We start from the raw sequence: 15,677 nt of genomic DNA on the forward strand, positions 1-15,677 counted from the left end.
ACACTCCTAAAAATCATTTTTTCCTACTATCAATTTATAAAAATTATAGTACTCATTTTGTCTAGTGACAAGAAAATATCTTGACATCTAAAAATACACATTATATAATCAACATTGTTGTCTCGAGGTGATTAATGAATGAAATGGTCAATTCATCAATTATCGAAGTATCGCCAAAATGGGATGCCGATAGATGCAGAAGTACAATTGGATGATGTAATGAAACGAAACAAAGATATTCGTCATATTTCACCCGTTCATGTAAAAGGACACTGTACTTTCGGTGCATCGCAAATGACATGTCAATTTACGATGACAGCGACATTAACTCTTCCTGAATCTAGAACTTGGGAAGATGTTGAATATCCAATTGAAGTCGATGCAGTTGAGGTTTTCAGCTGGATAGATCCTGAACATCGTGGTCATGACGATGAAGATATACATTATATTGATGGTGAAGTAATCGACTTAAAACCAGTACTAGAAGAACTTGTACTTCTTGAAGTACCGATGCAAGTATTTAAAGAGGATACGGAAGGAAAAGTACAAGGCGGTAAAGGCTGGAGCTATTCAACTGATGAAGATGTTGCTCGTCAAAAGGAAAATGACGAACCAAAAGTGGATCCAAGACTTGCTGATTTAGCTAAGTATTTTGATCAAACAGATGAATAGATAATCTGTAAGGAGGTGCCAATAATGGCTGTACCATTTAGAAGAACTTCTAAAACTGCAAAAAGAAAGCGTCGTACGCATTTCAAATTATCTGTACCTGGTATGGTAGCATGCCCAAACTGTGGCGAAGCAACATTAGCTCACCACGTTTGTAAAGCTTGTGGACACTACAAAGGTAAAGAAGTAGTTAGTAAATAATTCAGTATTTACTAATGATAAGGCTATTAGAGAGACCATGGCTCTCTAATAGCCTTTTTTAGTTGTTTAAATAAATGAAAGTATAAAACAAAAGGAATTCCTATATTAGAAACTCCCTTGTAAATTATAGACAGCTCCTTTACTATTTTAATGGAATAGGTTCATTTTAAAGGGGATGTTTAGTTGTGGCTTACAAAATGGAGAACAATGATGGGATTGTAACCTTTACGATTGATCGACAAGAAAAAAGAAATGCGGTCAATGATAAAGTGATGGAAGGATTAAAAGAAACGATTTCATATATCAAACATCAACAAGATGTTCGTTTTTTAGTCGTAACGGGTAGCGGTGAAAAAGCCTTTTGCTCTGGTGGAGATTTGTCTGAATTTCATAGTCTTCATACTGAAGAAGAAGCCTTTAGTATGCTTAGTAAAATGGGACATATTTTATATGACTTAGCTACTTTACGTGTGCCAACGATTGCCCTTGTTAACGGAGCGGCGGTTGGTGGAGGGTGTGAAATTGCAACGGCTTGTGATTTTCGTCTCGTTGCTAGTCATGTTAAATGTGGATTTATTCAAGGAACTCTATCGATCACAAGTGGTTGGGGTGGAGGAACTTATCTATTTGAAAGAGGTTTACGACATGACCACGCTTTAAAAATGCTAATAGACGCTAAAAGTTATAACGCACAACGTTTATATGAAATGGGTTGGGCGTCAGTCGTATTTGAAGGTTCAAAGGAAAAAGCCCTTGAAAATTTCATTGTTGATATGAGGGAAATACATCCATCCGTCCACCAAGCGTATAAAGAGATACAACTTCGAAATTGGAAAGAAAAAAATATGTATGAACGCGTGATGGAAGAGATTCGATTATGTGCAAAACTATGGGAAAGTGACGCTCATAATGAAGCTGTTCAACGCTTTTTAAATAAATCAAAATAGTGAATGCGCCCTCGTGTAGAGAGGCGTTTTTATTTTTTGTTTTTATATAGAAAGGGAGTAGAAAGAAATTAATAGGTCTCAACCTATTTTTCTATGATTGTTATTCTATTTAATCTATTGACCTGCATATAGTAGTAAAAAATGAGAGGTGATAGAAATGGATGGAAAAAGACGTAAAGATCAGTGGACAGCAGATGACGATGAAAAATTAGCTGAAATCGTTATTCAAGCTGTTCAAAATGGTAAAACACAACTTGAAGCATTTGCTGAAGCGGCGAGTGTATTAAATCGTACAAAACAAGCGTGCGGTTTTCGATGGAATAAAACATTACGTCAACAATATGGCCAAATGTTAAATAGTGTGAGAAAGCGTCCGAAGCAATTAATGCGCAGCCATTTAAAACTAGCACTTAGTAGTTTTGATGAATTAACAGAAGCATATAATGAACTAGAAATAAAATATCGGGAATTACAAACTGAACATGAAAGAATTTTAAAATGGCTACAACAAGGGGCAAGCTTCATCGAACATCAAAAATAAATGTTTGAAAATTTATTTTTGAATTAAATAAAATGTTGAATAGATAGGCAATACCGGATTTTTATTCCAATCTTTTATTTGAGAACATTAAGAGGGAAATATGTATTTTCTTTTGTTCTTTTTGGCAAAAGAGATTGCAACAGGTTCATGCATTCATGGATTTATTTACTTTATTAATAGTAGACAAAAAGTTTCATCGGAATAGTTTGTCTACTGATTTATCTATGCATTTAAAAAGGAATAACAAACAAATTACATTACCGTATCGAAAAAATCCGGTATAATAGTAAAAAATACAAGGTCTGCCTCATCGGGTAGACCTTTACTTTTCGTTCGTAATAGGAGGTGACGATTTGGATATTATTGTGATTGGAGCTGGTTCGGTCGGTATGTTAGTTGCCAGCTTTTTATCAGAATGCAATGACACTGTAAAGTTAATCGTTCGTAGAGAAAACCAAGCAGAACAACTTTTACGGCATGGCTTAGTACGGAAAAATTTAGATGGTACAATGACCAAAACAAAAGTCCAAGTAGCAATGGATTTAGAAGGTATTTCAAAACAATCGATTGTTATAATTGCAGTGAAATATGGGGAATTAAATCAAATTTATCCTATACTTCGTACCATCCATGAAGATATCCCACTCCTCTTTTTACAAAATGGTTTAGCCCACTTAGAAGAAGCAGTTCAACTACCACAGAAAACAATCGCCTTTGGTTCTTGTCAGTTCGGTGCTGAAAGGGAAAATGATTATACGATCGTACATCGAGGACAAGGTGTTTTAAAAATTGCTATGGAAAGGGGCACGGCAACACCGTTTCATTTATTTTCACAAAAAACGAATGAATTATTTCAAGTTACTTTTGTAGAAAATGTAGAAGACATGCTATTCGAAAAAGCTTTATTGAATTGTTTTATCAATCCGTTAACCGCAATTTTGCGAGTGAAAAATGGTATGTTAATAGAAAATCCACATACCTATAAATTATTGGAGAAATTATATAATGAGCTTATGATTGCTTTTCCGGAGAAAAAAGCCATATTTCCTTTTGAAGAAGTGGAAAAGTTATGTAGGAAAACAGCTATAAACACTTCATCCATGTTAGCGGACATTTTACATAAAAGACCGACGGAAATTGATACAATTGTTGGAGCGGTTTTAAAAAGAGCAGCAAAAAGAGGGAAAACTTTACCGATATTAACTACACTATATCATTTAATAGTAGCGATAGAAGAGAGCGGTGAGAAAATGTGAAAACAATGATTCAATACATCGTAAGTACAATTATATTTTTCCCTATCATTTTGTTTTTCTTTACATATGTTATTTGGCGAAAACGTAAAAAGAGTAATATTCAATCGATAGGAAGGGCATCGGATGTTACGACCTTCGTATTGTTTTTCTCAGTTCCCCTTTCGATTTCTAGTTTATGGGGAGGAAATTATAGTGGAATCGTCTTTATAGTGGCTATTTTTATTGCCATAATTTTTACATACATAGATTGGCGTACGAAAAAGGAAATAAAAATTTTATCGTTGTTTAAAAAAATATGGCGATTATTCTTCATTTTATTAACCCTTTCCTATTTCGTTATTTGGATTGTAGGATTAATTCAAAGTATAATAAACTATGTCATGATTTAAAATAAGCATTTTCTTTTGAAGAACTTGATGGAAGGTTTACAATATAGAAAGTGAATTATAAATATAACAGATTAGATAGAAATTAGAACATCTTTTAGATAACTGTTCAATGAATAGAGGAGATATTTTTTATGAGGCTGGAACAGATTGAACTACCAGTTAATAATCAATTATTAGATGATTATTGGTCTGGAAGTGAAAAATTAAAACCATTTTATGAGTATGAGTATAATGATGAATCATTTATTACTCGATTCAATTATTTAAAATCAAAATATTACGAAACAAAAGAGTTAAGTAAAATTATTCGCTCTTATATGGAACCTCTAGGTATTTCCAATAAAATTGAAGAAAATTTAAGTGCCCTTGAAAATGGTTCAGTTGCTATAGTAGGTGGACAACAAGCTGGAATATTAACAGGTCCCTTATACTCTATTCATAAAGCAATTTCCGTTATTTTGTTAGCGAAAGAGCAAAGTGAAAAATTAAACGAAAGAGTTGTGCCGATTTTTTGGATTGCTGGCGAGGATCACGATTTAGATGAAATTAATCATACTTATACAATCGTCAATGGGGCTCCGAAGAAAAGGGTTTATCATGAACGATCAAATAAAAAGACGATGGCCTCAACAACTCCGATTCGCCAAGATGAAATGCGTCAATTGTTGAATAAAATTTTCCAAGATTTCGGTGAAACGGCATATACACATGATCTATATAAATCATGTCTTCAACAACTCGAAAAAAGTGAAACATTCACTGATTTCTTTGCGCGACTGATGAATGAATTTTTTAAAACCGAAGGCCTTTTAATGGTTGATGCCGCATACACACCATTCCGCCAATATGAATCGTCTTATTTTGTGAAAATCATTGAGCAAAACGAGAAAATTGCAAAGGCAGTAGTGGACAAGGAACGGTTATTACATAATGAAGGTTTTGGTACTCCAATTAATGCAACGGTAACGAATGCCAACCTTTTTTATGTGCAAGAAGGTGAGCGCTATTTATTAGAAAGAAAGGACCATTATTACCAAGATTCAACTGGACTTATAAAACTTTCTGAAGAACAACTCTTAAATGTTGCGAAAACAAAACCGGAACAGTTAAGTAATAACGTTGTGACAAGACCTTTAATGCAAGAAATGACCATTCCTGTATTAGCTTTCGTTGGGGGCCCTGGAGAATTAGCATATTGGGGAACTTTGAAAGATGCATTTTATGCAATGGATTTACAAATGCCTATATTGGCACCGAGGTTAAATATTACTTTAGTGGATCGAAAAGTAGATCAACTACTATCAGCGTATGAATTATCTGTCCCAGAAGTTCTATTAGGAAAAGCGCAAAGTTTGAAGGCGCAATATATCGAAAGTGTTCAAGATTTGGAAGCAAAAAAGCAAATTGAACATGTACACCAATTATTAAAAGAACAATATGAAAAATTAAATAGCCATTTGAATACCCAGGATTTAAATTTACATGCGATTGTAGAGAAAAATTTAAAATATCATAAAGTACAACTGAACTATTTAAGTAAAAAAATTGAGCAGCAAGTGTTCAATAAACACGAAAAGATCATTCGTCAGTTTGATTTAATCAACGCAGAGATCTATCCGAATGATAATTTCCAAGAAAGAGTTTATAACCCTTATCAATATTTGAACAGTTATGGACCGAATTTTATACAGGATTTATGTGCTTTACCTTTGTCGATTTCACGTAATCATTATGTCATTCATCTGTAATATACGATCCTTTTTTTATGATACTGTTCCAAAAGTTAGCATTTTAACTTTTGGAACAGTTTTTTTATGTCTAAATACCTAAAAACGGACCTAATTTGCAGAGGTGGAATGGATTTGATAAGTAAAAAGTTGTCTATGAATGTTGAAATGTCTTAGATTGTTGAGTCGAATTTCATAAAACGGAAAATGTAGAAAAGTACTATATACATAAATTATAAAAAGTTCTTAACAATCTCTTTAAAAATGTGGAGGAAAGTGGGGGAATGTGGTACATTATTTACTAAAGTGGGGTGAGTAGCATGTTCATGGGAGAATATCAACATTCCGTTGATGCAAAAGGACGACTAATTATACCTTCCAAATTCCGTGAAGAATTAGGGAATACTTTTGTTATTACTCGCGGACTTGATAACTGTCTATTTGGATATCCTATGGATGAATGGCGAAAACTCGAAGAAAAATTAAAAGAATTGCCTATGACAAAAAAAGATGCTCGTGCCTTTGCACGTTTCTTCTTTTCAGGTGCAACAGAAGTTGAAATTGATAAACAAGGAAGAATTAATATCCCATCCACACTCGCTACTTACGCAAAACTTGAAAAAGAATGTGTTGTACTAGGTGTATCAAGTAAAATTGAGATTTGGGCAAAGGATTCTTGGGAATCTTATTTCAACGAAGCAGAGGATTCTTTTAATGAAATTGCAGAAAATTTAATTGGCTTTGACTTCTAGTTAAGGTATGAGCCAAAAAGGAGTAATGGTTTATGTTCGATCATACAACCGTATTATTAAAAGAAACTGTTGATGGATTGAACATCAATCCACATGGTTACTATGTGGATTGTACTTTAGGAGGCGCTGGACATAGCGAATACTTAGTACAGCAATTATCATCAGAAGGAAGACTTATTTGTTTTGACCAAGATATGATAGCGATTGAAAATGCGAAAATTCGATTAGCAAATTATTTGGATCGTATTATCTTTGTTCATTCAAACTTCCGCTATGTCAAAGAGGAATTGAAAAAAATTAATATTGAAAAAATTGATGGTATTTTATATGACCTAGGTGTTTCTTCACCCCAGTTAGATACACCTGAACGCGGGTTTAGTTATCATCATGATGCACCTTTAGATATGCGTATGGATCAAACGGCGGAACTTACTGCCTTTCATGTAGTAAATAAGTGGTCTTATGAAGATTTAGTTCGTATTTTTTTCCGTTACGGGGAAGAAAAGTTTTCGAAACAAATTGCTCGCAAAATTGAAGAAGCTAGAAAAGTTGCTCCAATTGAAACAACGGGTCAGCTTGTTGAACTAATTAAAGAAGGAATTCCAGCCCCAGCCCGAAGAAAGGGTGGACATCCAGCTAAACGAGTTTTTCAAGCTATACGTATAGCTGTAAATGATGAGCTAGGTGCAGCTGAAGATTCACTTGTAGATGCAATCGAATTGTTGAAAGTTGGTGGAAGAATAAGTGTCATCACTTTCCATTCTTTAGAAGACCGTTTAACAAAATCGATTTTTAAAGAGGCTTCATCACTTCCTGATTTACCACCTGGTTTACCTGTTATTCCAGAAGAGTTTAAACCAACATTAAAACTGGTGACTAGAAAGCCGATTGTCCCTTCAGAGGAGGAACTTGAGGCAAATAATCGTTCACGCTCGGCCAAGCTTCGAATCGCTGAAAAAATAAATGAAAAAGGACGTGGGTAAATGGCAGTACGTGTTAGGCAAGATTCGTATATTCAACAGCCAGTAGTTCCTGAACATCAACAGCCCCAAAAACAACAAAGTAAAAGAAAAAAATCAAGAATTACGGCTAAAGAAAAGTTTTTATATATTGCATTTGTTGCCATCGTTGCTGTATTGGCTGTTTCGATATTACATAAGCAAAGTTCAATCCAGCAAACGTCGATGGAAATACAGGAGATTGAATCTCAAATTTCTGAAATTGAAAAACAAAATGTTGACTTGAAAGTTCAAGTTAGTGAGTTATCTACGTATGAACGAATTTGGGAAAAAGCAAAAGCACTCGGTTTGACTCTTAATGAGAACAATGTAAAGGTAGTGCCGGGAGAATGAAAAAAAAGAGATTTCGATTCCAATGGGGAGCCTTTCTAATGTTTATTATTTATGGAGGGCTCTTTTTTTCATTATTTATACGAATTTTTACTATCCAAGCAACGGGAGAAGTGAATGGACATCAATTAGAAGCAAGGGCTGCAGCATTATATGAAAAGGAAGCGGTTCTAACGGCAGATCGGGGAAAAATATTAGATCGTAATGGCAGTGTCATAGCAGAAGATACATTAAGTTACAGGTTAATTGCAGTTGTCAGTCCGAAAGCAACTACGAAAAAAGACGACCCACAACATGTAGTAGATCTTGAAAAGACAGCTAAAGTATTATCTGAACATATAGCTATGGAAGAATCGGATATCTATGAAATTTTGAAAGAAGGAGTTTCAAAAGAAAGATGGCAAGTAGAGTTTGGTTCAGCTGGTCGTAGTATTAGCCATGAAGTAATGAATGCGATTAAAAAAGAAGATTTACCAGGCATTGTTTTTGCCAGCGATACTAATCGATATTATCCAAATGGTCCTTTTGCTTCCCATTTAATTGGTTTTGCCTTAAAAGAAGAACAAAAGGATGGTTCCTTTAAAACAGTAGGTAAAATGGGCTTAGAATATATTTATGATAAGGAGTTACAAGGGGAAAACGGCTCCGTTCATTATGAAAGTGATCTATTTGGATACTTACTTCCAAACTCTGAAAAGATGGTTCAACCGGCGAAAGACGGAGATGATATCTATCTTACTTTAGATAAAACGATTCAAAATTTTTTAGAAGAAGCGATGACAGACGTGTATAAAGACTACAACCCTGAGTCGATGGTAGCTATAGTCGCAGATCCGAAAACGGGTGAAATATTAGCAATGTCCCAACGGCCAACCTTTGACCCGGATACAAGAGGGGGGTTAGATTCTTGGACAAATGAAGTAATTGAGTCTGCTATAGAACCTGGTTCAACGATGAAAACTTTCACACTAGCGACTGCCATAGAGACTGGAAAATGGAAACCAAATGCACAATACCAGTCTGGTAGTTATACCATTTTAGATAGAACGATTCGTGACCATAACCAAGTAGGTTGGGGGAAAATTAGCTATTTAGAAGGATTTCAACGTTCATCTAATACAGCTATGGCTAACTTATTAGAAGATATCGGAAACGAAACGCTAATTGATTATTTTAAAAAATTCGGTTTTGGTAAAAAGACTGATATTGGGTTACCAAATGAGGCATCAGGTACACTACTAACGAATTATCCAGTAAACTATGTGACAACATCCTATGGTCAAGGTTCAACAGCAACTCCTATACAGCTTGTCCAGGCAATGACGGCCATTGCAAATGACGGCAAAATGATGCAACCATATGTGATTGATAAAATAGTAGATTCCAATACAGGTAAAGTGATTCAAGAAGAAAAGTCAAAAGTAAAAGGTGAACCTATTTCGAAAGAGACGGCAAAACAAGTTCGTGAAGTACTAGCTTCTACGGTTACAGCTGAAGCAGGGACGGCAAAACGATTTGCCATTGAAGGCTATGAGGTAGCAGGTAAAACTGGGACTGCATGGATTGCTGATACCGATGGCTCTGGATATTTAACAGGAAAAAACAATTATTTATATTCCTTCTTAGGAATGGCACCTGCCGATGACCCGCAACTCATTGTCTATGTAGCCGTGAAACGACCTAAATTAAAATTAACCGAGGCTGGTTCTGAACCAGTAGCAAAAGTATTCACTTCGGTTATGGAAAATAGTTTAAAATATTTAAATATTAATCCTGAAGATGCAGTAGAAGTACAAACAGAATCAATGGGAAATTATGTTGGTAATGATGCGGAAAAAGTTCAGACAGCATTAACGAATGAAGGGTTAACACCGATTATTATTGGTGAAGGTGGAAAAATAACCGACCAATATCCTAAAGAAGGTTTATCTATTCCAAAAGGTAGTTTAATATTTTTAAAGACTGATGGAGCCATTACCCTTCCGTCCTTTGATAATTGGTCTTTACGAAATGTATTAGTCTATAAACAAATGTCCGGTTTACGAATAGAAGTTGCAGGAGAAGGGTTTGTAACAAGTCAAAGTGTTTCTCCAAATACTGTAATAGCTGATGATTCACCAATTGTTATTCAGTTGAAGACACCAGAAGAAGTATACTCAGCGAAAGAGGAAAAAACGGAGGAAGGTGAAGACTTACCGCAAGATTAACAAAACCTTTTCGAATAGAAGTTGTTTTTATTTCATACTTTGTTAAAAACGAGGTGTGAATGTCGAATGAAGTGGATTTCTACCATTTCAAAAAAAAGGTTAAAGTTAATCATATTTGGTTTTGTACTTTTTGGTTTAGCAGTTGTCGTTCGATTGTTTTATGTCCAAGTCATCCAGCATGACAAACTAACAGAATTGGCGAAAGAAAACTGGGACCGGGAAATTCCCTTTGCATCTGAAAGAGGGGAAATTGTAGATCGTACTGGAAAAGTTATCGTTACGAATAAACTGGCTCCAACCCTTTATTTTATGCCAGCTCAAAATGATAATATCGAAGAAGCAGCAAATCAAATTGCTTCCGTTTTAAAGTTAGATCCGAAAAAATTATACGAAAAAATGAACACTAGAGATTACTTGGTGAAACTAGCCCCTGAAGCAAAAAACATTACGTATGAACAAGCTGTACAAATTCAAGGCCTTAAAATTGATGGCTTATATAGTGGTGTCGATTATGTACGACATTATCCATATGGGAGTTTACTATCTAGATTTTTAGGTTTTACAGGGTATGATACACAGGGGCTAGCTGGTATTGAATATCAATACGATAAACTACTCACATCAAAAGATGCGGCAATTCGTCTTTTTACAGATGCACAGGGGAATTCCTTACCCCACGTTGATGATGAGTGGCGGGAAGGCGAGCAAGGTGCTACCGTTGAGCTGACGATTGATTTGGAAGTTCAAGAAGTTGTTGAGCGGGAATTATCCCAGGCGATGGAAAAATACAATGCAGATCAAGCACTAGCAATTGCGATGGATGTCAATACTGGAGAAATACTAGCACTTTCATCTTATCCTACATACGATCCTTCAAATTTTGAAGAAACAGATCAATCGATATACAATCGCAACTTACCTGTTTGGATGACCTATGAACCAGGTTCGACTTTTAAAATCATTACGTTAAGTGCTGCCTTGGAAGAAGATGTAGTTGATTTAGAAAATGATATGTTTTATGACAAAGGTTATACAATCGTGGAAGATTCAAGACTTCGTTGTTGGAAAAGGGAAGGACATGGTAGTGAAACATTTTTAGAAGTCGTCGAAAATTCTTGTAACCCTGGATTTATTGAAATGGGACAACGGGTAGGGGCGACAAAATTACTTCAATATATTAAAGATTTTGGCTTTGGGGAACCTACTGGATCGAACATTGCTGGTGAGGCATCTGGAATTTTATTCTCAGAAGAATCTTTCGGACCAGTGGAGCATGCCACGACCTCCTTCGGTCAAGGGATTGCCGTCACACCAATCCAGCAAGTACAAGCCGTTGCAGCAGCTGTAAACGGTGGGAAACTTTTTACACCTTATGTTGTATCACGAGTGTATGATTCGGAGTCTGGTAACACAATACTTGAAAGTAAACCTGAATTAAAAAGAAACGTTATAAGTGAAGAAACGTCAAAAAAAGTCCGGGAAGCCCTTGAGTCTGTCGTTGCTAATGGTTCAGGTCGTCAAGCTTACCGGGATGGTCTACGTATTGGTGGCAAAACGGGGACTGCCCAAAAAGTTGAGGATGGACGTTATAAAGACGGTGAATATATCGTATCATTTATAGGATTTGCCCCTGCGGATAATCCGGAAGTTGTTGTGTATGTTGCGATTGATAATCCAAAAAGTTCAGTTGTATTTGGTAGTACAATTGCAGCTCCAATCGTTGGTCAAATCATTGAGGACATTGCACCTGAAATCGGATTAGAAGTAGATCGAGAAGGACAACTTGAAAAACAATATCGTTGGGGAGATCCAATTACGGAGCGAGTTCCTAATTTAGTCGGTTACACATTAGATGAAATCATGGAATTACAATATCCATTCAATATTGAAATACACGGAGATGGAAAGAAAGTTACTTCCCAATTACCAGAAGCAGAGAATATTATTCAACAAGATGGTACAATCCATCTTTATTTAGAAGAAAACTAATCTTTAAAAATGGAAAGAAAACATCTATTATTAGGATGAATCATTTAAGAATGAACAGAATTAAAGGAGATTTATCATGACAATTACAACAACAATAACCATTCTAGCAATTTCATTTATCGCTTCTGTGGTTCTAGCTCCAATATTAATCCCAATACTTAGACGATTAAAATTTGGACAGAGTATTCGAGAAGAAGGTCCCCAGTCTCATATGAAAAAGGCCGGTACCCCAACTATGGGTGGGATAATCTTTTTAATATCGATTATTGCTACGACGGTAATTGTTGGAAATATATTTAATCTATTTACAACACAATCAATCGTAATGATACTTGTATTAGCTGGTTTTGGTTTAATCGGATTTTTAGATGATGGCATTAAAGTTATCTTTAAACGAAACTTAGGTTTAACATCTTTACAAAAATTAATCGGTCAAATTATTATTTCAATTGCTGCATTCCTATTATTACGTTTAGGTTCATTTGATACTTCCGTCGGTATACCGTTTACAGACTGGTCAATTGATTTAGGAATTTTATATGTAGCCTTCTTAATATTCTGGTTAGTAGGCTTTTCAAATGCAGTCAACTTAACAGACGGATTAGACGGATTAGTGGCAGGCACAGCATCCATCGCCTTTGCGGCATATGGAGTTATTGCCCTTTATAATGAACAAGCTGATGTAGCGCTATTTACTTTTGCAGTTACCGGCGCATTGCTAGGGTTCTTACTTTTTAATGCAAACCCAGCAAAAGTATTTATGGGGGATACGGGCTCCTTAGCATTAGGTGGAGCCCTTGCCCTCGTTTCGATACTTGTAAAAGAAGAATTGCTACTTCTTTTAGTTGGATTAGTTTTTGTCATTGAAACGTTATCTGTCATTTTACAAGTTGCAAGTTTCAAGTTACGTGGCAAACGTATTTTCAAAATGAGTCCAATTCACCACCATTTTGAATTGTCAGGATGGTCAGAACGTAAAGTAGTCGGCGTATTTTGGACGACAGCTTTAGTTGTAGCATTAATTGCAGTTGTATCGGAGGCATTACTATGATTCCATATTCAAAATTACAGCATAAAAAAGTATTAGTTTTAGGATTAGCAAAAAGTGGCGTAGCTGCTGCAGAGTTACTACATCAGTTAGGAGCTTTTGTAACAGTAAATGATTCCAAATCCTTTGATGAAAATCCCCAAGCCCAAGGGTTATTAAAAAAGGGAATTACCGTCATTTGTGGTCGTCACCCTGAAGATTTATTAGATGAAGGTTTTGAGTTGCTTGTAAAAAATCCAGGTATTCCTTATTCAAATCCGATTGTATCGGATGCTATCCATCGTGGAATTCCGGTTATTACGGAAGTAGAACTTGCTTATTTAGTAAGTGAAGCACCAATCATTGGGATAACAGGCACAAACGGAAAAACAACGACGACAACGTTAATATTTGAAATGTTAAATCGTGGTTCAAGAAATCCCTTAATTGCGGGGAATATCGGCACCGTTGCTTGTGGCGTTGCAGCAGAAGCAACGAAAGAAAATGTTATCGTTACGGAACTATCTTCTTTCCAATTAATGGGGACAATTGAATTTAAACCGGACATCGCTATTTTAATGAATTTATATGATGCCCATTTAGATTATCATGGTACTTTTGAACAATATGTTGAAGCGAAATATGCCATTACAAACAATCAAGATGAGGAAGATTGGTTTATTTATAATGCCGATCAAGAAATTGTTAATCAGCTTGCTATGAAATCGAGAGCTAAAAAAGTTCCTTTTAGTACGAATGGACGTTCAGAAGAGGGAATTAGTGCAGATGAAACGGCGATTTATTGGCAAGGTGAATTTTACTTGGATCGAGCATCCATTGCTCTTCCAGGAAAACATAATTTAGAAAACATTTTAGCTGCCGTCGCTACATGCATTTTATATGGATGTGATAAACAGGCTATTGAAGAAGTATTAAAAACCTTTACTGGTGTTCGACACCGTACTCAATTTGTACGGGAATGGAATGGCCGTAAAATATACAACGATTCAAAGGCAACGAATTGTTTAGCAACGAAAGTGGCGTTAGAAGCATTCGATCAACCAACTGTTTTAATAGCTGGTGGATTAGAACGAGGACACTCTTTTGAAGAATTACGTCTAGCCATGAATCATGTAAAAGGTGTAGTTGCATTTGGAGAAACTGGTAAACGCTTTATAGAATTTGCTCAATCTTGTGGAATAAGCGAGACAATACTAGCGGAAAATGTGGAGGATGCAGTTCCAAAAGCTGCCTCCATATCAGAAAGTGGTGATGTCATTCTACTTTCACCTGCTTGCGCTAGTTGGGATCAATATAAAAGTTTTGAAGTTAGAGGCGACTTGTTCATTGAAGCTGTCATGAAACTTTAGTTTTAATCCCTCCAAATTGTAATAACATTAGTGCTTAGGAATTAAGATTTTCTAAGCACACCTCTTTTGTTTTTTTGATTTCTTAGTTCATAAGAGGAAAGGATGCCTTAACTGAAATTTACTTATAAGAGGCTCTTCATTATTTCTGCTTTCTTGTTGTCATTAATAGGAATTGTGTTTATTTTTTCTGCCGGTACATATTGGAGTTCTATTCATTATGAAGGCGAATTGCCGTTTTATATTAAACAAAGTATGTATCTTTTGCTTGCGATTATCGTCTTTATATTTGTAGCAAATATGCCGGTTTTTACTCGTGAAAAAACATGGATTACTCTATATGTACTATCTTTAATTTTATTAGTACTTGTTTTAATCCCTGGGATTGGTATTGTTCGAAACGGTTCACGTAGCTGGATAGGGCTTGGTCCTTTAACTATTCAACCTGCTGAGTTAGTTAAAATTACAACATTAATGTATTTAAGTTTTTTATTGAGTAAAGTAAAAAACAGTGAGAGAGTTGTTCAAATAAAGCACTTTTTAATCATTATTCTTCCTTGTGCATTAATCATGTTACAGCCTGATTTTGGTTCCGTATTTATTTTAGTTGTATCTGCATTTATTTTATTGTTTATCGCCAGATACCCTATTAAATTATACGTTGGATTTATTGTACTAGGAGTTGTTGGGTTAATTGGTTTAATAGCCTCTGCCCCCTATCGATTAAAAAGAATCGAAGCCTTTATAAATCCTTGGGAAGATCCTTTAGGAAGTGGCTTCCAAGCTGTTCAATCTTTGCTCGCAATCGGACCAGCAGGAATACTTGGACATGGGTTTCAAGAAAGCCGTCAAAAATTTTTATATTTACCAGAGCCACAAAATGATTTTATTTTCTCCATCATATTGGAGGAAATTGGGTTTCTAGGCGGTTGTTTCGTTTTAGTGTTATTTGGAATTTTCATTTATTCCGGTTGTGGACTGGCCATTCAAACTGTAAGAAGTTCCGACTTTTATGCTATTTCAGCTTTAGTAGGGATGGTTGGGTTTCAAGCTGCATTAAATATCGGCGTTGTCATTGGTCTTATCCCTGTAACAGGGGTGACATTACCGTTTATTAGTTATGGTGGGACGTCACTCATGATTATCTGGTTTGTTGTAGCCATTGTCGTTTGTTTCTCAAATCAATCAGAAGTTTATAAAGAATAAGTCTTTTAAACAGATTGACTTATAATGAGGCGATGGATATAAATGGGAAA

The 15,677-nt window shown here is 35.5% G+C and carries 15 protein-coding genes; all 15 read left to right on the plus strand.

Annotation, left to right across the window (positions count from 1 at the left end; translation table 11 throughout):
* The first annotated feature begins 138 nt into the window (after positions 1-138).
* The gene (locus tag MHH69_RS05160; protein ID WP_122970259.1) at positions 139-672 is read left to right on the plus strand and encodes a YceD family protein; all 534 of its coding nucleotides are present in this window, start codon (positions 139-141) and stop codon (positions 670-672) included.
* A gap of 24 nt (positions 673-696) precedes the next feature.
* Entirely contained in the window at positions 697-870 is a 174-nt protein-coding gene (gene rpmF, locus MHH69_RS05165; protein ID WP_036202717.1) for a 50S ribosomal protein L32, read from the plus strand.
* A gap of 197 nt (positions 871-1,067) precedes the next feature.
* A complete protein-coding gene (locus MHH69_RS05170) occupies positions 1,068-1,817 on the plus strand; it encodes an enoyl-CoA hydratase/isomerase family protein (RefSeq protein ID WP_445954575.1) in 750 nt (249 codons plus the stop codon).
* Between the two features lie 157 nt (positions 1,818-1,974).
* Complete coding sequence (locus MHH69_RS05175; RefSeq protein WP_122970261.1) at positions 1,975-2,358, plus strand: transcriptional regulator; 384 nt, start codon at positions 1,975-1,977, stop codon at positions 2,356-2,358.
* Positions 2,359-2,711: 353 nt separating this feature from the next.
* The gene (locus tag MHH69_RS05180; RefSeq protein WP_122970262.1) at positions 2,712-3,614 is read left to right on the plus strand and encodes a ketopantoate reductase family protein; all 903 of its coding nucleotides are present in this window, start codon (positions 2,712-2,714) and stop codon (positions 3,612-3,614) included.
* A gap of 5 nt (positions 3,615-3,619) precedes the next feature.
* Positions 3,620-4,003, plus strand: a complete 384-nt coding sequence (locus MHH69_RS05185) for a DUF3397 family protein (protein WP_241559244.1) — start codon at positions 3,620-3,622, stop codon at positions 4,001-4,003.
* Positions 4,004-4,134: 131 nt separating this feature from the next.
* Positions 4,135-5,751 carry a bacillithiol biosynthesis cysteine-adding enzyme BshC gene (bshC, locus tag MHH69_RS05190; RefSeq protein WP_341361851.1) on the plus strand — a complete coding sequence of 539 codons (1,617 nt, stop codon included), beginning with the start codon at positions 4,135-4,137 and terminating at the stop codon, positions 5,749-5,751.
* 299 nt (positions 5,752-6,050) lie between these two features.
* Positions 6,051-6,482, plus strand: coding sequence for a division/cell wall cluster transcriptional repressor MraZ (mraZ, locus tag MHH69_RS05195; protein ID WP_122970265.1), 432 nt, complete (start codon positions 6,051-6,053; stop codon positions 6,480-6,482).
* Positions 6,483-6,514: 32 nt separating this feature from the next.
* Positions 6,515-7,465: a 16S rRNA (cytosine(1402)-N(4))-methyltransferase RsmH gene (gene rsmH / locus MHH69_RS05200; protein ID WP_122970266.1), complete on the plus strand. Its 951-nt coding sequence runs from the start codon at positions 6,515-6,517 to the stop codon at positions 7,463-7,465.
* Positions 7,466-7,834: a cell division protein FtsL gene (gene ftsL, locus MHH69_RS05205; RefSeq protein WP_122970267.1), complete on the plus strand. Its 369-nt coding sequence runs from the start codon at positions 7,466-7,468 to the stop codon at positions 7,832-7,834.
* Positions 7,831-10,038, plus strand: a complete 2,208-nt coding sequence (locus MHH69_RS05210) for a penicillin-binding protein (protein WP_445954561.1) — start codon at positions 7,831-7,833, stop codon at positions 10,036-10,038. Before ftsL ends, MHH69_RS05210 begins: the two co-directional genes overlap by 4 nt.
* A gap of 66 nt (positions 10,039-10,104) precedes the next feature.
* A complete protein-coding gene (locus MHH69_RS05215) occupies positions 10,105-12,027 on the plus strand; it encodes a stage V sporulation protein D (protein WP_122970269.1) in 1,923 nt (640 codons plus the stop codon).
* 76 nt (positions 12,028-12,103) lie between these two features.
* Positions 12,104-13,078, plus strand: coding sequence for a phospho-N-acetylmuramoyl-pentapeptide-transferase (mraY, locus tag MHH69_RS05220; RefSeq protein ID WP_122970270.1), 975 nt, complete (start codon positions 12,104-12,106; stop codon positions 13,076-13,078).
* The gene (gene murD / locus MHH69_RS05225) at positions 13,075-14,424 is read left to right on the plus strand and encodes a UDP-N-acetylmuramoyl-L-alanine--D-glutamate ligase (RefSeq protein WP_341361853.1); all 1,350 of its coding nucleotides are present in this window, start codon (positions 13,075-13,077) and stop codon (positions 14,422-14,424) included. The genes mraY and murD overlap by 4 nt, the downstream gene beginning before the upstream one ends.
* Before the next feature lie 111 nt (positions 14,425-14,535).
* Entirely contained in the window at positions 14,536-15,627 is a 1,092-nt protein-coding gene (locus MHH69_RS05230) for an FtsW/RodA/SpoVE family cell cycle protein (RefSeq protein WP_445954576.1), read from the plus strand.
* The last annotated feature ends 50 nt before the right edge of the window (positions 15,628-15,677 follow it).

The organism is Ureibacillus sp. FSL E2-3493, assembly GCF_038077515.1.
In the GTDB taxonomy this organism is placed as follows: Bacteria; Bacillota; Bacilli; order Bacillales_A; family Planococcaceae; genus Ureibacillus; species Ureibacillus halotolerans.